Consider the following 20584-nt stretch of genomic DNA (forward strand, 5'->3'; position numbering starts at 1 on the left):
TTAATTTTATAAAAATGATGGAAATGAAAAAGATTTATTACTTTCCGGGACTAATCAGCGCTGTATTAATTCCAGTGTTATTCTGGTATTATGGAAACCAAAGGGTACAGCCCCAATATACAATCGTAGATTTAGGACTTCCTGCCAAACATATATTTAATCCTGAAATTGACAATACATTCGAGCCCTACAGAAACTGGAAGTATAAACAGATTGTTGTAAAACCCAATACGGCTCTTCGAAACCAAAAATATTATATTTCTGAGCTAAAAAAGCTCCAGGAAAGGAATCAAAAAGAAACAGGCATTGAATTTGTCATAGATGACCACAATAATTATCAGGATTTTATTGCTTTAATAGACGCTATGAAACTTGCAGACCAGGATAGTTATGGAGTTGATATGGATAAAACCAATCATTTTTTTGCGCTCCATTTTTATAAAGACCCTAATGGAGTTGAAAAAATTCATAGAATGGACTGCGGAACCAGAGATGCTACTGTTTTTTACAGGATAGATCATCATTATAAAGGGATTGAAAAGTTTAAATATCTACTCGATTTACCTAAACAAGCTTACTACATCATTTTTGGTTTTTTAGTGTTTCTGAATATCTCCATGTTTAGCATTAAAGAAAACCTTCAGATCCAAAGAAAAACATTTGCATGAAAAAGATCTATTACTTTCCGGGATTGATCAGTGCTGTATTAATTCCATTTTTATTCTGGTACTATGGAAGCCAGAGGGTACAGCCAAAATATACGGTTCTGGATTTTGCACTTCCTTCAAAAGAAGCCTACAATCCGAGGAATACCTTTGAACCTTTTAGAAATTGGAAGTATAAAAAAATCATTGTAAAGCCTAATACATTCATCCAAAATCAAGGATATTATATTTCTGAATTAAAGAAACTTCAAACAAGAAATGAAAGAGAAACCGGAATTGAGTTCGTCATTGATGATCATAACAGCTATCAGGATTTCATAGGACTCATAAATACCATGCAGCTCGCCAAACAGGAATCTTATGCAATTGATGTAGAGAGAACAGGTCATTTTTTTGCTGTCCATTTTTATAAAGATCCTAATGAAATGGACAGAGCCAATGATAATGTAGGACCAGATCCTTACTATAAAGAAAGAGAAACCATGAATTTTTCAGATCCAGAAAATGTGATAAAAAATCTACCTAAACAGGCATTTTATATTATCTTCGGATTTTTATTTCTACTGAATATCTCAATGTTCAGTATTAAAGAAAGGTTTCAAGTCCATTACTAAAGGTACTAAAACAGCTGCGTTATCTGCGGGATATAATAAGTTGTACATTTGGGTGTAAATAAAAAAAGACCGCCTCTCGGCGGTCTCTCCTTCATATCACTTTTTATCCAACAACGGAAGATAATCTCCGTAGCCTTTTTTCTCCATTTCAGCTTTTGGAACAAACTTCAGTGAAGCACTGTTGATACAGTATCTAAGTCCTCCTTTATCCGTAGGACCATCGTTGAAAACATGTCCAAGGTGAGCATCTCCGGTTTTACTTCTTACTTCCACCCTGATCATTCCAGCTGATTTATCCATTTTCTCATCGATCAGTTTTTTAGTAATCGGTTTTGAAAAACTTGGCCATCCGCAACCTGATTCAAACTTATCGGTAGAAATAAATAAAGGTTCACCAGTGGTGATGTCTACATAGATACCTTCACGGGTTTCGTTCCAGTATTCATTTTGGAAAGGTCTTTCTGTTCCATTTTCCTGCGTTACATTGTATTGTTCTGCAGTCAGTTTTTCCTTTAAAGCTTTTTTATCCTGCTTTTGATATTTTGCTTTAGGAAGAGGGTTTGCATTTTTGGCCATTTCAAAAAGTCCCGGCTCGATATGACAGTAGCCGCCTGGATTTTTATCCAGATAATCCTGATGATAATCTTCAGCCTTGTAGAAATTTTTCAAAGCAACGGTTTCCACCACTACAGGTTTTGAGTAATTTTTAGCCAATTTTGAAACCTCATTTTTCACTACTTCTTCATCTGCTTTATTGGAGAAGTAAATTCCGGTTCTGTACTGGTTTCCTCTGTCATTCCCCTGTTGATCAAGAGTCGTAGGATCTATTGTTTTAAAATAAAGATCGATCAGCAGTTTAAGATCAACCTGTTCAGGATCATATTTTACTTTTACCGTTTCCGCAAAACCTGTGGTATGGCTTACCACTTCTTCATAGGTTGGATTTTGAGTATTTCCGTTGGCATATCCTACTTCAGTTCCCACGACTCCGCGGATCTGCTGAAAGAAGTGCTCCGTTCCCCAAAAGCATCCGCCTGCAAAATAGATTTCTCTGACATTTTTATTATCCATAATTTTCTCATTTTCCTTTTCTGTTGTTAATTCCTTGGACTTAGTATTTTTAAATAGCCTCGATCCTGCAGCAAAAACTGCGATACCCAGAATAATTCCGAGTACGATAAATATATTTTTCATTTTTTTCTTTTTATCCATTATTATTTATTGTTTTGAACGATCATCAACCCGAATCCCAATAACATGAGATCTTTCAGAATAAAGAAATCCGTGACAGGAACGCCATCTACTATTTTCCAAATTCCGGGAGTCGTAAACAGATAGCTTAATGTGACCAGAAATGTGACGATCATTCCTATTCCGGCATACTTCTTTAGAAATGCAAATTTCACACTAAACATCAATAATAGGGCAATGATAATTTCTATCACTCCGATAGTATTTGATATCGTCTGCACACTTGCTATTTTATATACGAAGAAAGTAAGAAAATGGTTTTCCAGCAAGGGTTTAATGGCCGCAGCCTCAGTATGTGTAAATTTGAATATTCCGATCCAGAGCAAAATCAATGCTGCTCCGAAAAGTGAAATATAATATCCTGATTTGTACGTCCCTGATCCGGGGTTAAGTGGTGATGTTCCGTTCATGTCTTTAAGATTTTGAATGATACTTTATTATTTTCAAAAGTATAGTCGGAACAAATTCAAAATCCTGACAGTATTTTATTTAAAGATCCAGCTTTTCCAAAACTTTATTTTTAAACTCCTGAATATCAGAAGTGTTAATTTCATTTTTTTCTTTTTGAGAAAGCTTTCTTTTTAAAATATCATCTAAAATTTTCAGTTTTTCTTCATAAGCACGGCACCATTTACAAATTTTCAAGTGCATAGAAAGCTGCCAGTCTTCCTTCCGGGAGATGAGCTGTGCATTCCTTTTTTCCATCAGCATCGTAGCTTTGCTGCAAGGCAGGAACAAAATATGAATCAATTTTCTCAACATGTTGTATGATACGGTTATAAGTTGGCAAACCAGTTAACATCAAGGCATTCCCTCAGCTGCATTCTGCTTCTCTGAAGGATCTTCCAAAGATTAGTCGCAGAAATATCCAGTTCCTGACTCACTTCCGGTGCTTTTTTTTCCTCAAGATAATACATTTTCAATGGAATTTTCCATCTGGAGGGTAAATCCTGAATACAATCTTCTAACGTTTTATTAAAATCATGATTGTCTAAAAGTTCAGATTCTTTATCTGAAACATTCCAGTCATTCAAAACACCGTTATTTTTCCAGGATCCGGTTTCATCAAAAAAATGGTCCAGACTGATCTGTGGTTCTGATTTGTATTTTCTCCGGTAAAAGTCAGCGGCTTTTCTATTTAAAATAGCCATCAGCCAGGTGAGCGGCTGGCTTTTCCCTTCAAAGGAATCATAGGACGAAAATGCAGCGATAAAAACTTCCTGTACTATATCTTCTGCTTCTGTTTTATCTGAAAGTACATACGCTGCTCTTTTCAGAAGAGGTCCGGAATACTGCTCTACCCAGCTTTTCAGCACTTCATTTTTCGTCATTTCTTATTCTTTACTATGATAAAAACTAATTTTTCCAATGTGTTCAGACAATAATGCAGTCTTTCGAAATCGTAAAATCTATTGAGTCTTTATTCTAATATTAAAACGAATATAAAAAGTTAAATCATAACCTGCAAAAATTTTATTACGCATGCCATTGTGAACCAACGGTGAAAAAAAATATTTACTTATTCCGAGTTCAGATTAAGGGAATTAAAAGAAGCTTAGAAAGTGACAGAAACTTTGTATCGCGGCAGTGAATACTTACGCTTTAATATTTGCTGAAAATCTTCAGTTTTATCGCAACTTAAAAACAGTTTCATATTTAAGAACCTTTGCGCCCTTGCATTAATCGAAGAATTCTCTATCCGATTCAAAATTAGCTGAAATGTCTTTCTATAAAAAATTCAAGTCCTGCCCCATTCAAAACATAGCATAAAATGATTTACAAATCGCTTAAAAACATTAAATTTGCATCTTATCAAAAATTTGATAGTTTTAAAAGCAAAGCAATACTATGACATCACAAGAGATACGTCAAAAATTTTTAGATTATTTTAAAAGTAAAGACCACCTGATCGTTCCTTCAGCACCTATTGTTCTGAAAGACGACCCTACCCTTATGTTTTCCAACTCAGGAATGACGCAGTTCAAAGATTTTTTCTTAGGCTACAAAACGCCTACGGCCCCAAGAATTGCCGATACGCAGAAATGTCTCAGAGTTTCCGGAAAGCATAATGACCTGGATGATGTGGGAAGAGATACCTACCACCATACCATGTTTGAAATGTTAGGAAACTGGTCTTTTGGGGATTATTTCAAAAAAGATGCTATTGCTTTTGCCTGGGAATTACTGACTGAAGTATTCGGTGTTCCCAAAGAAAATTTATATGTAACCATTTTCGAAGGGGATGCTTCTGAAAATCTTGAAAGAGATCAGGATGCTTACGATTTCTGGAAATCACATATTTCTGAAGACAGAATTATCAATGGTAATAAGAAAGATAATTTCTGGGAAATGGGGGAAAGCGGACCGTGCGGACCGTGTTCAGAAATCCATATTGACCTGAGAACACCTGAAGAAAAAGCTAAAGTTTCAGGGCTTGACCTGGTTAACAACGATCACCCTCAGGTGGTTGAAGTATGGAACCTGGTTTTCATGGAATTCAACAGAAAGGCAGATAAGAGTTTAGAAAAACTGCCTCAACAGCATGTGGATACAGGAATGGGCTTCGAGCGTCTTTGTATGGCACTTCAGGGTAAGTCTTCCAACTATGACACTGATGTTTTCACACCGCTTATTGCTAAAGTTGAAGAAATTTCGGGAAAGAAATATACCGGAATTTTAGAAGACGAAAAAGATATTGCGATCCGTGTTGTGGTAGACCATATCAGAGCGGTTTCGTTTGCCATTGCAGATGGGCAGCTTCCTTCCAACGGAGGAGCAGGATATGTGATCAGAAGAATTTTAAGAAGAGCCATTTCTTATTCTTACCGATTCCTGGATATGAAAGAACCTTTCCTTTATGAATTGGTGGCTGTTCTTAAAGATCAGATGGGCGCATTTTTCCCTGAATTGGAAAAACAAGGCAATCTGGTCACTGAAGTTATTAAAAGTGAAGAGGATTCATTCTTAAAAACCATTGAAAATGGATTGATAAGAGTTGAAAAATTAATTGAACAGACGATTGCAGACGGTTCTAAGGTATTGCCAAGCGAAGAAGTTTTTGAACTATATGACACGTATGGATTCCCGGATGATTTAACGAGAATTATCGCAGAGGAAAAAGGTCTTACCATTGATGAAGCTGGATTTAAAGTTGAAATGGAAAAGCAAAAACTGCGTTCAAAGGCTGATTCTGCTCAGAAAGTATACGACTGGGTCACTTTAGAAACAAAACCTGAAAACTTTGTCGGCTACGATCAGATCGAATCTGAAACCTACATTACCAGATACAGAAAAGTAGAAAATAAAGACGGAGAATTCTACCAGGTGGTATTGAGCAGTTCTCCTTTCTATCCCGAAGGCGGTGGCCAGGTTGGAGACAAAGGGGTTCTTGAGAATGCAACTGAAAGCTTTGAAGTTTTAGAAACTAAAAAGGAAAACGGACTGATCATCTCTCTGATCAACGGTCTTCCAAAAGACGCAGGCGCTGTTTTTTATGCTAAAGCAAATGCTACGGACAGAAAAAACTCTCAGGCTAACCACTCTGTGACTCACCTTTTACATGAGGCATTAAGAGAGGTTTTAGGAACTCACGTTGAGCAGAAAGGTTCTTATGTAGGCCCTGATTATCTTCGTTTTGACTTCTCTCATTTCAATAAAATGACAGAGGAAGAATTGGCATTGGTAGAAGAAAAAGTAAACCATAAAATCAAGGAAAGCATTGCTTTGCAGGAATTCAGAAGTATTCCCATTCAGGAGGCTTTGGATAAAGGCGCAATGGCCTTGTTCGGTGAAAAATATGGGGACAGTGTGAGAATGATCCAGTTCGGAAGCTCCAAGGAACTTTGCGGTGGAACTCACGTAAAAAATACCATTGAGATCGGTCATTTCAAAATTACTTCCGAAGGTTCTGCTGCGGCAGGAATCAGAAGAATAGAAGCGATTTCCGGAGATAAATCTGAGGAATATTTCAAAAACCTGGAAAACCAGATTCATGAGCTTTCTCAATTGCTGAAATCTAAAGATGTGGTACGATCTATTGAGAAACTGATGGAAGAAAATGCTTCTTTAAAATCTGAAGTGGAAGCTCTTAAAAAAGAAAAAGCGAAAGGTGAGATCGGCGAATGGAAAAATGCTTACGAGCAAAAAGGAAACAAACAGCTATTGGTGAAGAAAACGTCTCTGGATGCTGGTTCCGTAAAAGATATCGTATTCCAGTTGAAGAAAGAAATCCCGACTTCCGTAACGATCATTCTTTCTGATGCCGATGGAAAACCAATGATTACTGTTGGTGTTTCTGATGATCTTGCAGCAGATTACCAGGCCGGAGCGATCGTAAAAGACCTGGCAAAAGAGATCCAGGGCGGTGGCGGTGGAAATCCGGGCTTCGCCACCGCAGGAGGTAAAAATCTTGACGGTTTGGAAAATGCTTACCAAAAGGCTTTAAATATTTAGGATCAAACGTCCTTTATCATAAAAACAGTAAAAACTCCTGAAAAATTTCAGGAGTTTTTTTTATTTATATTCTGTCTAATTATTGATCTTATCTTAACAAACCATTACCTAAACTTAAACTATTGGTTTCGTCCTCGTAAAATACAATTCACAATAGACCTTTAGCTTTGCTACTATCAAAATCAATATAAGTAATTATGAAAATTAACAAAACTATTGGAGCTCTGCTGTTTGCTTCTATGGCCTTTCAGGGTTGTAATGACGACAACACCGACCAGCAGGAAACCAATCCTGTCAATCAGAATATCAAGATTGAAAATTTTTCACAGGAACCCGCCTTCGTTTATGGAATGACGGGATTTGAAAATCTGAACATCACGACCCTGATCTCAAGTTCTGATGTACTTTCAGGAACTCCGAATTTTGTTTTCGCAGGACAGCCGGACGGCATGGGAATCATGAAAGATCCTAATTCTGACGGCTACTTAATGATCACCAACCATGAGATCACCCAATCTGTTTCCAGAGTTTATTTAGATAAAACATTTAAGCCTTTCAAAGGAGAATACATCCTGAACGGAATGGGCGGTATGACCAGATTATGCTCTGCTACACTGGCTACCCCTGAAACCCACGGATTTAGCGCGTTTCTTACCGCTGGTGAATCTGGCGAAGAAAGTATGGTACATGCTCTTAATCCATTGGCCCCTGCTTCTCAGGCCTCTGACCAGACACGAGTAAAGCCGGCTTTGGGAAAAGCTTCTATGGAAAACGCAGTTCCGCTTCCTAAAGATATTTCAGGCGGAAAAACATATATTATGATTGGTGAAGATCAGTCTTATTCTTCTTCACACCAGTCTGCAGGACAGCTGATCATGTATGTTTCCACAACGCAGGGTGACCTTGATAACGGGAAACTGTATGCTTTAAAAAGAACCAACAGCAATTATACAGAAACGGATATGGTAAAAGGCAGTTCTTACGATGTTGAATTCGTGGAAATTCCAAATGCTAAAAACCTCACAGGTGCACAAATCAATCAGAAAAATATTGATAATAATGCGATCCGCTTTTCAAGAGTTGAAGATGTAGATTATAGAAAAGGAGCCGGAAAAGGAAGAGAAATTTACTTTACGGCAACGGGAGAATCTTCAGACGGTGTCACGCCAAAGCCGGGATTGACGATGTGGGGAAGAGTCTACAAGCTGGTCCTTAATGAAAATAATATGCTTACCGGAAAACTGGAAGTAGCCGCAGAAGGAGATTCTAATCCTGGTCATAACCTGATCAATCCTGATAATTTATGCGTGACTGAAAACTTTGTCTATATTCAGGAAGACGGCGACTCTTATTATACAGCAGCAGCTCACGATTCTTATATCTGGCAGCTCAACATTGCGACAAAACAATACAAACCATGGCTGAATATGAAACACAACAGATTGGATACAGCCTGGCAGACCGCGTATAATCAATCCGGAACCCTTCAGAAGTTTGGTTCATGGGAATATGGAGCGATGGTGGATATTTCAGATATCATCGGAATTCCAAACACTTTTACCGTTAATATTCATTCGCATACATGGCAGAAGGATAAGTTCAAGAATGCAGACGGTGCAGGCGTAAATACGAACAAGGAAGGCGGCCAGATCGTCATCATCAGAAACGTAGAGAAATAGTTTTTAAATATCCAGTAAATAATAAAGTATCAGCAGGAAAATTCCCGTTGGTACTTTTTCATACCTATGAAAATACTTTCAAAATATCCGGTCCTTATTGTTTTATTCACTGTAATTGTTCTTTTTATTTTTTTTCAATGCAAAAATGACAAACATGCACCCATTAATCAAGATCTGAGTGTTGTAAAAAGTGAAATAGCCAAAACCAATGCTTTATTTGAAAAACAGATCAGTGAGCTGTTGCTTCTTGTGTCAGACAATGCAGAGGAAAAGACGATTCAACAGAAATTTGAAGATCTCAGAATAACGTATAAAAAAATGGAATGGGCGGTAGAATATTTCCTGCCGAATTCTGCCAGATTTATCAACGGTCCTGCCCTTCCTGAAATTGAAATGGATGAGCATACGGAACTTGAGCCAGAAGGCCTTCAGGTTTTGGAAGAACTTTTCTATCCCTACACTCCTCAAAATAAAAATGAAGCTGTACGGTTTCTGAAGAAACTGACCAATAAAAGCAATACGATAAAGGTCAATTTTCAGGCAATCTCTGTGAGTAGAGATCAGGTTTTTGATGCAGTAAGACAGGAGATTTTCAGAATTTCGAGTCTGGGAATTTCCGGTTTTGACACCCCCGTATCGGGAACTTTTTTAAGGGAAATGCCTTATTCCCTGGAATCGGTTAAACTGACATTACAACAGATTTCTACGCAACAGCCCCAAGATAAAGTATTGAAGAATATCAATACTGCAATTGATTCAGCCATTACTGTTCTAAGGAAAAATACAGACAGAGATCGTTTTGATTATGTCAATTTTATTCCAGCTCATCTCAATACAATCTCTTCTTTACTGCTGGAATTTAAAAAGCAGGAAAATATTCCCGATATTGAAGTAACTTCTGCCTTAAGCAAGAATGCTGCAACCTTTTTTTCAAAAAACGCTTTCAATCCGAATGCTTTTGTTCCCGGGAAAGAATTTGCATTCTCTGATGAAAAGGCAGCGCTGGGAAAAAAACTGTTTAACGACAATATTCTTTCCAACAGCAATAACAGAAGCTGTGCAACATGTCATATTCCTGAAAAGGCTTTTACAGACGGTCTCGCCAAGTCGATGTCATTGGAGAATGCAGAATTGCATCGAAATGCACCATCGTTAAATTATGCAGGTTTTCAGCACGGACAATTCTGGGATATGAGAAAAGATGATCTGGAAGGCCAGAGTTCAGACGTGATCTCGAATAAAGAGGAAATGCACGGCGACCTGAATCTTATTCTTGGTAAAATCAATCGGGACACCAAATATCTTCCGGAGTTTAAGAAAATCTATAAAACGTCAAAAGCTGAAACCTGGCAGCTTCAGAATGTACTGGCAAGTTACATCCGTTCTCTGGCAAAATTCAATTCTAATTTCGATGAATACATGAGGGGCAACAGATCTGCCATGACGGAAAGCCAGAAAAGGGGGTTTAATCTTTTTGTAGGAAAAGGTCAGTGTGCTTTATGTCATTTCATTCCTTTATTCAATGGAACGGTTCCTCCCAATTTCAAAAAAACAGAACAGGAGGTCCTGGGAACTGCTGTGAATGGTGACAACAAGATGTTTGATCAGGATTTAGGAAGAGGAAAATTCCATGAACTGGTTGAGGCTTTGCAACATTCTTTTAAAACCCCAACTCTTAGAAATATCAGCAAAACAGCTCCCTATATGCATAACGGTGGCTATAAAACACTGAAGGAAGTCATGAATTTTTATAATAAAGGAGGCGGAAAAGGCTTCGGCTTTAAAGTAGAAAACCAAACGCTTTCCGACACCCCTCTACAACTTACCGACAAAGAAACAGATGAAATAATAGATTTCATGCATGCGTTGGATGATCAGTAAAATAATCGTGTTTTTCGCAAGTTATATTGATTATTTTCATCGGTATTTTTACTGCATTTTTCTATCAAAAATTTAGACCAAATCAATGTCACAACATATCATAAAAACTTTCTTAACACAAGAAATATCATTACTTTTGACCTAGTTTTTTACATGAAAAGGTTTTTAGTTTTATTATTTTTACTGATGTATTTCTTTGGTTATTCTCAATCAAAGATCAGGGTTATAGATGAAACTGACCAGAAACCCATATCTCATGCAAAAATCTCCTGTGATGGAAAAGTCATTGGTTTTACAGACATCCAGGGCATACTGGAATTTAAAGCATCATGCAACAGCATAGAAATCCAGGCGGAAAATTACCTGAAAGAAACAGCCACTGCAGAGGCCGAAATGGAAGTTTCGATGCAAAAAAAACCATCAAAAACGACTGATATTGAAGCGGTCGTGATTGAAGACCGCAGTGACCCGAGGGCTTTGGAGATTCTTAAAAAAGTCAATAGATTGTTTAGGGAAAATTCACCCAAAAGCCTGGGATCTTACTCTTTTAAATCTTATGAAAAAATCTCTCTCGATATAGATCAGGACAGCATTACCCAGTTTAACCAGTTTTTTAATACGCCTGATTTTTTAAAGAAAAAAAGAGAAAAAGATTCATTAAGCACTATTTCGGCAAAACAAATCTTTTCAAAAAGTAAACTCTTCCTGTGGGAAAGAGCCCAGGAGTTTTTGTATTCTAAACAATATGGCGAGAAGATCAATATTCTGGACAACAGAATTTCCGGTCTTAAGCAGCCTATCTATGAAATGATCGCTGTACAGCAAAGCAACAGGGATAAAATCCCCAACCAGATCAAACAGGAAAACAGAGGCCTTTACCGCTTTTTTCTTTCGGATACCATTGAGGTAAGCGGAAGGAAGACTTACGTCATCCGTTTCCGTGAAGTAAATTACAAAAAGCAGGACAAAAAAAGAAAGTACAACGGTGTTATCTACATAGACACGGAGACCTACGGTATCCAGAAGATCGAAAATTTCAGCAAGACTAAAAACGACGGTATTATCACAAGTACCTGGGTTTTTTATAACAACAAATGGTTTCTGGCTCAGGAAAAGGTAAAACTGAGAATGAGCAAAGTTGCCATGGAAGAGGATACGAAAAAGAAAACGGAAGAGCATCCTGAAAAAAAGGAAAGGACCAGTTTCGGGACCTATGCTTTCCTTACTTCCACCTATTTTGATTTCAAGTCGCCTATCGAAGAAAACCCAAACCATTTTAAAGGCTACACTTTCTCCGTAAAAAATGCTGACGGACATTTGCTGGATCAATACAGAACTGATCCTCTGACAGAAAGAGAGCGCAATACCTACACCACCATCGATAGTTTAGGCAAAAAATACAATATCGACAGCAAGGCAAAAATTCTGACCGGACTTATCAACGGGCAGATCAGAATGGGTATCGTGGATTTTGCGGTAGATGAGATCGTGAATTTCAACTTGTATGAAGGTTTCAGAGTAGGCTTAAAAGCTAAACTGAATGAGACTTTCAATCCTTACTTTTCACCGGATTATTATTTTGCTTACGGTTTCAAGGACGACAAATGGAAGTACGGAATCGGTTTGGACATGAAAACCACACTGGACAAAAATTCATTCTTCAGAATTGAATACTATAATGATGTGACAGCTTCAGGAGAATTCTACAGAAGACTGTGGAATTTCAAGATGAGAACGATGAATTACGGGAACAACATCAACAATGACAAATACTATCAGTACAGAGGAGCTTCTCTATCCTATCTGAATGATGTAACGAATGGACTTACCCTGGTTTTTGCTGCCAAGAGAAATATTGAAGAAGCTAAATTTGATTATCAGTTCAGAGGAAAAGGTGGCCAGTTTGATAATTTCAATACCCTCTTTACCTTAAAATATTCTCCCAATTCTACGAATATCATGACGCCTCAGGGAAAATCGATCATCGATCAGAAATATCCTGAGCTGTATCTGAACTATGAACAGAGTTATAAAGTTTTAGGCGGAGATTTCAACTACACCCGTTTTGATGCGCTTTTCGTTCATAACTTTAAGACGATGCTAGGAACCACCGGATTCAGATTGTATGGGGGAATCGTGTTGGGGGAAGCTCCTATCTGGAAACATTTTACAATGAACGGGCTGGCGTCTCCGAGCAAGGATTTTAATTTCAACCTTACTTCTTATCTGGGTTTTGCCACACTGGAAGGTGGTAAATATTACAATGATAAGTTTGTAGCCTACTACTTCACTCATAAACTTCCGCTGTATTTCAAAAGTTTCGGACAGAATATCTCCAGCTTCGATTTTGTATTAAGAGGAACCATCGGAGATATGAAGCATCCGGAATACCATGAGTTCAGATTCAGAAAACTGGACCATCTGTATCAGGAAGTCGGCCTTGAATGGAATAATTTCCTTTCCACGTACTTCAATTTAGGACTTTTCTATAGAGTAGGATACTACACCACTCCCAATTTTAAACAGAATTTTGCCATTCAGTTTAAGTTGAAAGTACTAGAATTTTAATTATCGAAACATCAATTCTCTCAAAGAAAAACGAAATTTAAGTAACATCATAAATTCATAAATTCATAAATTCATAAACATATAAAAAAACGGAATATGCAGCGAATAGAAATAAAAGCGGAACAGTTTTTTGAATTATTAAAACTGAAAGACACCCCGATGTGGGAAATTTTCTCCCAAATGATTGATGGTAATGAAAAGGAAATTATATTTCTGGATAATGAAGATAAAGTTCTTTTTAATTATATCCTTCCCGCTAATCAGGAAAAGCTTGAGGAAGACCGAAAGGAATTTTCAAAACAGTTTTCAGATAAATTGGCTAACTTCAATTAATTTTTTTTTAGATGAATAAACGTTACGTATTCTCTCTATTAAGTATTTTCCTTTTCAGCTTCGGGAATGCTCAGAATGATAAAAAACCTCTGGTCTCTGCCATCAAGGAAGCCGACCTGAGAAAAGATATGTATGAACTCGCTGCGGACCAGTTTTGGGGCCGTGAAGCCGGAACCTTAGATGAATTAAAAGTATCCATGTGGCTGGCAGATAAAGCCAAAGAAGCTGGAATGAAACCAGCCGGCGACAACGGTACATTTTTCCAGTTTTTTGATATGTACAGACATCAGGTAATTCCTCAAAGCAGTCTGAAAATCGGAGACAGCAGCCTGAAATTATGGAAAGATTTCCTGGTTGCAGAACCGGTGAATGCCGCTATTGATGCTGAGATTGTTTATGCAGGAACGGCAGAACCTGAAGAACTTTCTAAATTGAATATCAAAGGAAAAGTACTTGCCATCAATGCTTCTGATAAAAATATTGATAAGGAAATGACTCTTTTTGTAAGAAGATATCCAGGATTTGTAAGAACCAAATATTACAACAAAGCCTATGAACTGGGAGCAAAAGCAGTGATCTTTATCACAGACGATATTTCCGAAAAAAGCTGGGTAGAAGTTCTTCCTCAAATGACAAGAGGAACTTACGGTGTAGAAGGTTTGAGAGAAAAAATAACGAATAATATCCCTGTTTTATGGATCAAAAGAGAAAATGCAGGTTGGGTAAAAAATAATTCTAAGATATCGCTGAACCTCATCACGGAAACCTACAAATATCCTTCTGTGAATATTATCGGAAAGATAGAAGGTACAGATCCAAAACTTAAAGAAGAATACGTTTTACTAAGCGGACATCAGGATCATGACGGAATCAGACATCCTGTAAAAAATGACACCATCTACAACGGTGCTGATGATAACGCCAGTACTTGTGTGGCTATGCTTGCCATGGCCAGAGCCTACAAAAAGCAACCCGGAAAAAGAAGTATCCTATTTGTTTTCCATGGAGCCGAAGAAAGAGGATTGCTAGGTTCCAGATGGCACGCAGCGCACCCTGTAGTTCCAAAAGAAAAGATAGTAGCCGTGTTAAACGGTGACATGATCGGAAGAAATGATAATAATGAAGCGGCTCTCCTGGGAGGAAACGCACCCCATAAAAATTCTGAAGAACTGGTAAAAATGGCTGAGGATGCCAATAATGAAAGTACAAAGTTCAAATACCTGAAAGATTGGGATTCTCCTAACCACGCAGAATATTTCTACTTCAGAAGCGATCACCTGCCATATGCAAAAATTGGTATTCCCGCTATATTTTTCACCAGCGTACTGCATGATCAATATCATACCCCTCAGGATGAATCTGAGAATATCAACTATAAAAAGCTTTATAAAATGACGGAATGGATGTACAGAACATCATGGAAAGTATCCAATGAGGCTGAACGTCCGAAAGTGATTTCGAATTTTACGCTTGAGAGATAAAGGAATCGGCGGCCCTTCGGGCCGCCGATTCTACTTTTTGTCATTGCGAGGAGCGTAGCAACGAAGCAATCTCTTTATTCTTTATTCTTTATTCTTTATTCTTTATTCTTTATTCTTTATTCTTTATTCTTTATTCTTTATTCTTTACTCTCAAGATTACTTCTCATAGCTTCAAACTACATTCTCCCAAATATTCTCTATTCTTCTTTTGTCTTGAAACAAAAGAATCAAAAATTCAAGACCGGGAAACTTCCGCTAAAAATAAATCCTGTTCTCTAAAAATTCTAAAACTTGCGCGGATTTATTATTTCTTCTTCGTTTCAATTACAGTCCCGCGCTTAGGACAGTAGAATTTTCTTAACGTTCACAGGATTGATTTTTTTGACGCTCCATTTTCCTAGGTCAGATATTTAGGTTGCAAATTCAATTTTCCCCAAACTTTACAATAAATCATTCGTCTTAAACTTAGTATTCTTTGTCATTGCGAGGAGCGGAGCGACGAAGCAATCTCTTTATTCTTTCTTCTTTACTCTCAAGATTACTTCTCATTGCTTCACAAATTCTGCAAATATTCTTTATTCTTCTTTTGTCTTGAAACAAAAGAATCAAAAATTCAAGACTGGGAAACTTCCGCTAAAAATAAATCCTGTTCTCTAAAAATTCTAAAACTTGCGCGGATTTATTATTTCTTCTTCGTTTCAATTACAGTCCCGCGCTTCGGACAGTAGAATTTTCTTAACGTTCACAGGATTGATTTTTTTTGACGCTCCATTTTCCTAGGTCAGATATTTAGGTTGCAAATTCTATTTTTCCCAAACTTTACAATAAATCATCCGTGTTAAACTTAGTATTCTTTATCATTGCGAGGAGCGTAGCGACGAAGCAATCTCTTTATTCTTTATTCTTTATTCTTTATTCTTTACTCTCAAAATTACTTCTCACTGCTTCACAAATTCTGCAAATATTCTTTATTCTTCTTTTGTCTTGAAACAAAAAAATCAAAAATTCAAGACTGGGAAACTTCCGCTAAAAATAAATCCTGTTCTCTAAAAATTCTAAAACTTGCGCAGATTTATTATTTCTTCTTCGTTTCAATTACAGTCCCGCGCTTCGGACAGTAGAATTTTCTTAACGTTCACAGGATTGATTTTTTTGACGCTCCATTTTCCTAGGTCAGATATTTAGGTTGCAAATTCAATTTTCTCCAAATTTTAGAATTAGATTACCAACCATTGATCATATTCGTTACTTTAAATAAGCAGATTCATTAAAGACGGATCATTATTCAGATAATTGACAAAAAAGTCATATTTCTTCATGTTGTTAAGCAGTGGCGTAAAATCTTCACTATTCCTCAATCCGATACCCAAAACAGCAATACCTTTCTCCTTTGAGTTTTTCTGTGTGTATTCAAAAAAAGTAATATCATCATTGGGACCCAACACATTCATCACAAAGGTTTTCAGGGCTCCCGGGCGCTGCGCAAATCTTACCAGGAAGTAATGTTTTAATCCTGCATGGAGAAGCGCTTTTTCCTTGATCTCTTCCATACGCGTAATGTCATTATTACTTCCACTGATAATACATACCACATTTTTTCCTTCAATCTGATCTTTATATTTCCCTAACGCAGCCACCGAAAGAGCTCCGGCAGGTTCCACCACAATAGCGTCCTTATTGTAGAGGGAAAGAATGGTTTCACAAACCACCCCTTCATCCACTAAAGCCATATCTTTCAATACACTTTTACACAGTTCAAAATTGAGATCACCTACTTTCTGCACCGCAGCACCATCCACAAAACGGCTGATCTTTTCCAGAAGCACCGGCTTTCCATTTTCCAGTGCTTTTTTCATGCTTGCCGCTGCTGAAGGCTCCACTCCAATAATTTTTGTTTGTGGAGACAACTGGCGGAATACTGTACATACGCCAGCAGCCAGTCCTCCTCCTCCAACAGGAACAAAAAGATAATCAATAGGTTCATCCGACTGTTCAAGGATTTCCAGCGCTGCCGTAGCCTGTCCATCAATAATATTCTGATCATCAAAAGGATGAATAAATATTCCTCCGTTGTCGTCACAGAACTTCACGGCTGCATCTTTTGCTTCATCAAAAGTATCCCCGTAAAGAACAATATCTATATAAGTTCCTCCGAACATCTTTACCTGTTCCAGTTTTTGTCCCGGAGTGGGCAAAGGCATAAAAATAGTTCCTTTCACCTGCATCGTACTGCATGCAAAAGCAACTCCCTGAGCGTGGTTTCCGGCACTTGCGCAAACCACACCTTTTGCCAGACTTTCCGGAGACATTACTGCCATTTTATTATAAGCTCCTCTGATTTTGTACGACCTTACTCTTTGCAGGTCTTCTCTTTTAAAGCTTATTCTGGCATTATAAATAGTGGAAAGATTGTTGTTGACGGCCAAAGGGGTCCTTACCACTACATTTCTAAGCCTTTCAGCTGCCTTATAGACACTGTTCAAAACAGATGGATACGTTTCTTCTTTCATCATTTTTATGAGGGTTAATTGTTCTCAGGTCTGAGACTTCGGACGGTCTTCCCGGCTCTCCACATTTCGCTTTCTCTAAGCTCGGTAAGTTCTACTTCCAGTTTTTCTCTGTAATCGGGTTTGCTGTTGCTGTCGATGGAACGTTGCGCTTCATCTCCTTTTGCCACACTGTCGTACAATTCTTCAAACAAAGGCGAAGTGGCGTCTCTGAATCGTTTCCACCAGTCTAATGCTCCTCTCTGGGCTGTCGTGCTGCAATTCGCGTACATCCAGTCCATTCCGTTTTCTGCCACTAATGGCATTAATGATTGGGTCAGTTCTTCAACTGTTTCATTGAAAGCTTCAGAAGGGCTGTGACCGTTTTTTCTCAGGACATCATACTGGGCTGCGAATATTCCCTGTACAGCACCCATCAATGTTCCTCTTTCTCCTGCAAGGTCGCTGAACACTTCCTTTTTAAAATCGGTTTCAAATAAATAACCACTTCCGATAGCTATTCCTAATGCAGTCACTCTTTCTCTTGCTTTTCCGGTGGCATCCTGATATACGGCGAAACTGCTGTTCAGTCCACGATCCTGAAGGAACATTCTTCTTAATGAAGTTCCTGAACCTTTAGGCGCTACAAGAAATACATCAACCTCAGCCGGGGGAATAATTCCGGTACGTTCATTAAAAGTGATTCCAAAACCGTGGGAGAAGTACAATGCTTTTCCAGGGGTAAGATGCTGTTTTACTTTAGGCCAGTATTCGATCTGAGCGGCATCACTCAGCAGATAGCAAATGATCGTTCCTTTTTCTAAAGCTTCTTCTATTTCGAACAATGTTTCTCCGGGTACAAATCCATCTGCAATGGCTTTGTCCCAGGATTTTGAATTTTTCCTCTGACCGACAATGACATTTACCCCATTATCTCTCTGGTTAAGTGCCTGTCCAGGTCCCTGTACTCCATAACCAATTACGGCTACCACCTCATCTTTTAATACTTCCTGAGCTTTCTGTAATGGAAATTCTTCTCTTGTCACTACGTTTTCTTCTACTCCGCCAAAATTCAATTTTGCCATCTTCTTTTAATTTTTATTTGTTGTTAATGATTATATTTTGATTGTCTTTTTATTCAGCTCGCATGTAATACTGCTGTCAGGTATGGATTTCTATGATAATGTACTTCCAGCACATCTACCTGTTTTTCTATTTGTTGGGTGATTTTCTGTACAGATTCTTCCGTTTCTTTAATGACGATTACAAACTTTTTTATTTTCTCCATCTCGGAAGGGCCTACATTGAAATTCACAATTGGGATTCTTCTTCTTGAAAAAATAGCATTGATCCGGCCAATCAGTCCCAGATAATCCTCTGTGTAGGCTGTGATGGTGTATTCTTTATTTTCTGGTTTCATCTTTTTTCAATTAATATTTTAAACTTTATTATGAGTCAGTACGATCTCTGAAACACTCTTGCCCTGAGGAATCATCGGGAAAACATTGTGTTCTTTTCCTGTCATTACTTCCAGAAGGAACGCTCCCTTATGATGAAGCATTTCACTGAGACCAGCTTCCAGTTCTTCTCTCTGCATAACCTTTCTTCCAGGAATATGATAGCCTTTGGCCACTTGTACAAAATCCGGACTCTGAATATCTACCGAAGAATACCGTTCTTCGTGAAACAGTTCCTGCCACTGTCTCACCATTCCCAGATAGCAGTTATTCAAAATCAAAATCTTAATATCCGGCTGATACTGCATCAATGTTCCCAGCTCCTGAATGTTCATCTGAGCACCGCCATCTCCCATGACCGCCACTACCGTACGCTCAGTTCCGTAAGCAGCCCCTATGGCAGCAGGAAGACAAAATCCCATCGTACCCAGCCCGCCGCTTGTGATACTGCTTCTGGTATGTTTAAAATCTGAATATCTGCAGGTGGCCATCTGATGCTGTCCAACATCACTGACAATTACAGCTTCTCCCCGGGTCATTTCATTCAGATTCCGGATGACTTCTCCCATTGTAATTTCTCCTTCAGTAGGATAGAGTTCATGACTTATCAGTTTAAGATTCTCTATTTCATGGCAATCTTTAAACTTCTGATGCCAGTCAGAATGTTGTCTCGGTGCTATCAACTGGGTAAGAAGAGGTAGGGTTTCTTTGCAGTTTCCCAGAACCGGAACTTCCACTTTTACATTTTTATTGATTTCTGCCTTGTCAATATCCAGATGAATGATTCTTGCCTGTTTTGCGTACTGATCCAGCCTCCCGGTCACACGGTCATCAAAGCGCATTCCCACCGCAATCAGAACATCGCATTCATTGGTAAGAATATTGGGGCCATAGTTTCCATGCATTCCCACCATTCCTACAGCTTGTGGATGATTCGTTGGAATTGCACTCATTCCTAAAACGGTCCATGCTACCGGAATTCCTGATTTTTCAGCAAACTGTATAAACTCTTTTTCAGCTTTTCCCAGTATAATTCCCTGTCCTGCAATGATAAATGGTTTTTCTGCATGATTAATGAGTACCGCTGCTTTTTCAATATTTTCCCTATTGGGAACCGGATCAGGTCTGTAACTTCTTAAAGAATCGCACGGTGTATATTCTCTATACAAAACCTTCTGGAGCTGGGCATTTTTTGTCACATCAATCAATACAGGGCCGGGTCTTCCTGATCTTGCGATGTAGAATGCTTTAGCTAATACTTCGGAAAGTTCGTCTGCATCGGTTACCTGATAATTCCACTTTGTAACGGGGCTTGTTACATTCATTACATCTATTTCCTGAAAAGCATCGGTTCCCAAAAGATGTCCAAAAACCTGTCCTGTGATGCATACGACAGGGGTATTATCAAGCAATGCATCTGCTAATCCCGTCACAAGATTGGTTGCACCAGGTCCGCTGGTGGCCAGAACAACTCCCACTTCTCCAGTAACTCTGGCTAACCCCTGTGCCGCATGAACTGCTCCCTGCTCATGTCGGACCAGAATATGCTCCAGCTTATCTTTATAATCGTAAAGGGCATCATAAATAGGGATGATAGCTCCTCCGGGATATCCAAATATTGTTTTTACTCCTTCCTGAAGAAATGCTTCAAGGATGATCCGGCTTCCGCTAATTTCTGTTTCTATGGATACATTAAGATTCTTCATTATATTTTTTA

General features: G+C 38.3%; 16 protein-coding genes. 8 read left to right on the top strand and 8 right to left on the bottom strand.

Features of this window, described 5'->3' with window-relative positions:
- Positions 1–23 precede the first annotated feature (23 nt).
- Together EG346_RS23410 and EG346_RS23415 are read left to right on the top strand one after the other, a co-directional pair.
- On the top strand, positions 24–668 hold the full coding sequence (locus EG346_RS23410) for a hypothetical protein (protein WP_123882224.1): 645 nt from the start codon (positions 24–26) through the stop codon (positions 666–668).
- Positions 665–1279, top strand: coding sequence for a hypothetical protein (locus tag EG346_RS23415; protein WP_123882226.1), 615 nt, complete (start codon positions 665–667; stop codon positions 1277–1279). The genes EG346_RS23410 and EG346_RS23415 overlap by 4 nt, the downstream gene beginning before the upstream one ends.
- 96 nt (positions 1280–1375) lie before the next feature.
- Here EG346_RS23415 and msrB read toward each other — a convergent pair whose 3' ends face one another.
- The 4 genes from msrB to EG346_RS23435 all read right to left on the bottom strand — a co-directional run bounded on the left by msrB (position 1376) and on the right by EG346_RS23435 (position 3861).
- Positions 1376–2473: a peptide-methionine (R)-S-oxide reductase MsrB gene (msrB, locus tag EG346_RS23420; protein ID WP_123882229.1), complete on the bottom strand. Its 1098-nt coding sequence runs from the start codon at positions 2471–2473 to the stop codon at positions 1376–1378.
- A gap of 20 nt (positions 2474–2493) precedes the next feature.
- The gene (locus EG346_RS23425; protein WP_123882232.1) at positions 2494–2940 is read right to left on the bottom strand and encodes a DUF417 family protein; all 447 of its coding nucleotides are present in this window, start codon (positions 2938–2940) and stop codon (positions 2494–2496) included.
- A 79-nt stretch (positions 2941–3019) separates the two neighbouring features.
- Complete coding sequence (locus EG346_RS23430; protein ID WP_123882235.1) at positions 3020–3292, bottom strand: hypothetical protein; 273 nt, start codon at positions 3290–3292, stop codon at positions 3020–3022.
- A 14-nt stretch (positions 3293–3306) separates the two neighbouring features.
- Entirely contained in the window at positions 3307–3861 is a 555-nt protein-coding gene (locus tag EG346_RS23435) for a sigma-70 family RNA polymerase sigma factor (protein ID WP_123882237.1), read from the bottom strand.
- Positions 3862–4378: 517 nt separating this feature from the next.
- Here EG346_RS23435 and alaS point away from each other — a divergent pair.
- The 6 genes from alaS (at position 4379) to EG346_RS23465 (ending at position 14924) form a co-directional block, all read left to right on the top strand.
- Entirely contained in the window at positions 4379–6982 is a 2604-nt protein-coding gene (gene alaS / locus EG346_RS23440) for an alanine--tRNA ligase (protein ID WP_123882240.1), read from the top strand.
- 197 nt (positions 6983–7179) lie between these two features.
- Positions 7180–8661: a hypothetical protein gene (locus tag EG346_RS23445; protein WP_073333912.1), complete on the top strand. Its 1482-nt coding sequence runs from the start codon at positions 7180–7182 to the stop codon at positions 8659–8661.
- Positions 8662–8727: 66 nt separating this feature from the next.
- Positions 8728–10542 carry a cytochrome-c peroxidase gene (locus EG346_RS23450; RefSeq protein ID WP_123882243.1) on the top strand — a complete coding sequence of 605 codons (1815 nt, stop codon included), beginning with the start codon at positions 8728–8730 and terminating at the stop codon, positions 10540–10542.
- A gap of 153 nt (positions 10543–10695) precedes the next feature.
- Entirely contained in the window at positions 10696–13110 is a 2415-nt protein-coding gene (locus tag EG346_RS23455; protein ID WP_123882246.1) for a hypothetical protein, read from the top strand.
- Between the two features lie 96 nt (positions 13111–13206).
- Positions 13207–13443 carry a hypothetical protein gene (locus EG346_RS23460; protein ID WP_073333922.1) on the top strand — a complete coding sequence of 79 codons (237 nt, stop codon included), beginning with the start codon at positions 13207–13209 and terminating at the stop codon, positions 13441–13443.
- 11 nt (positions 13444–13454) lie between these two features.
- Positions 13455–14924: a M20/M25/M40 family metallo-hydrolase gene (locus EG346_RS23465; protein WP_123882249.1), complete on the top strand. Its 1470-nt coding sequence runs from the start codon at positions 13455–13457 to the stop codon at positions 14922–14924.
- A 1250-nt stretch (positions 14925–16174) separates the two neighbouring features.
- Here the strand turns inward: EG346_RS23465 and ilvA are convergent.
- Genes ilvA through ilvB form a run of 4 tightly spaced genes read right to left on the bottom strand, consistent with a single transcriptional unit; the run spans position 16175 to position 20573 of the window.
- The gene (ilvA, locus tag EG346_RS23470) at positions 16175–17437 is read right to left on the bottom strand and encodes a threonine ammonia-lyase IlvA (RefSeq protein WP_083564056.1); all 1263 of its coding nucleotides are present in this window, start codon (positions 17435–17437) and stop codon (positions 16175–16177) included.
- Positions 17438–17448: 11 nt separating this feature from the next.
- Complete coding sequence (gene ilvC / locus EG346_RS23475; protein ID WP_073333927.1) at positions 17449–18495, bottom strand: ketol-acid reductoisomerase; 1047 nt, start codon at positions 18493–18495, stop codon at positions 17449–17451.
- Between the two features lie 53 nt (positions 18496–18548).
- A complete protein-coding gene (locus EG346_RS23480; protein ID WP_073333930.1) occupies positions 18549–18830 on the bottom strand; it encodes an ACT domain-containing protein in 282 nt (93 codons plus the stop codon).
- Between the two features lie 18 nt (positions 18831–18848).
- Entirely contained in the window at positions 18849–20573 is a 1725-nt protein-coding gene (gene ilvB, locus EG346_RS23485; RefSeq protein WP_123882252.1) for a biosynthetic-type acetolactate synthase large subunit, read from the bottom strand.
- Positions 20574–20584: the final 11 nt, after the last annotated feature.

The sequence above is a fragment of the Chryseobacterium carnipullorum genome (genome assembly GCF_003815695.1).
Classification (GTDB): Bacteria; Bacteroidota; Bacteroidia; order Flavobacteriales; family Weeksellaceae; genus Chryseobacterium; species Chryseobacterium carnipullorum.

Coding starts and splice junctions, on each gene's coding strand:
- EG346_RS23435 (WP_123882237.1), bottom strand. CDS start 3,861: ATGACGAAAAATGAAGTGCTGAAAAGCTGGGTAGAGCAGTATTCCGGA.
- ilvA (WP_083564056.1), bottom strand. CDS start 17,437: ATGATGAAAGAAGAAACGTATCCATCTGTTTTGAACAGTGTCTATAAG.
- EG346_RS23480 (WP_073333930.1), bottom strand. CDS start 18,830: ATGAAACCAGAAAATAAAGAATACACCATCACAGCCTACACAGAGGAT.
- EG346_RS23445 (WP_073333912.1), top strand. CDS start 7,180: ATGAAAATTAACAAAACTATTGGAGCTCTGCTGTTTGCTTCTATGGCC.
- EG346_RS23410 (WP_123882224.1), top strand. CDS start 24: ATGAAAAAGATTTATTACTTTCCGGGACTAATCAGCGCTGTATTAATT.
- ilvC (WP_073333927.1), bottom strand. CDS start 18,495: ATGGCAAAATTGAATTTTGGCGGAGTAGAAGAAAACGTAGTGACAAGA.
- msrB (WP_123882229.1), bottom strand. CDS start 2,473: ATGAAAAATATATTTATCGTACTCGGAATTATTCTGGGTATCGCAGTT.
- EG346_RS23460 (WP_073333922.1), top strand. CDS start 13,207: ATGCAGCGAATAGAAATAAAAGCGGAACAGTTTTTTGAATTATTAAAA.
- EG346_RS23430 (WP_123882235.1), bottom strand. CDS start 3,292: ATGTTGAGAAAATTGATTCATATTTTGTTCCTGCCTTGCAGCAAAGCT.
- ilvB (WP_123882252.1), bottom strand. CDS start 20,573: ATGAAGAATCTTAATGTATCCATAGAAACAGAAATTAGCGGAAGCCGG.
- alaS (WP_123882240.1), top strand. CDS start 4,379: ATGACATCACAAGAGATACGTCAAAAATTTTTAGATTATTTTAAAAGT.
- EG346_RS23455 (WP_123882246.1), top strand. CDS start 10,696: ATGAAAAGGTTTTTAGTTTTATTATTTTTACTGATGTATTTCTTTGGT.
- EG346_RS23465 (WP_123882249.1), top strand. CDS start 13,455: ATGAATAAACGTTACGTATTCTCTCTATTAAGTATTTTCCTTTTCAGC.
- EG346_RS23415 (WP_123882226.1), top strand. CDS start 665: ATGAAAAAGATCTATTACTTTCCGGGATTGATCAGTGCTGTATTAATT.
- EG346_RS23425 (WP_123882232.1), bottom strand. CDS start 2,940: ATGAACGGAACATCACCACTTAACCCCGGATCAGGGACGTACAAATCA.
- EG346_RS23450 (WP_123882243.1), top strand. CDS start 8,728: ATGAAAATACTTTCAAAATATCCGGTCCTTATTGTTTTATTCACTGTA.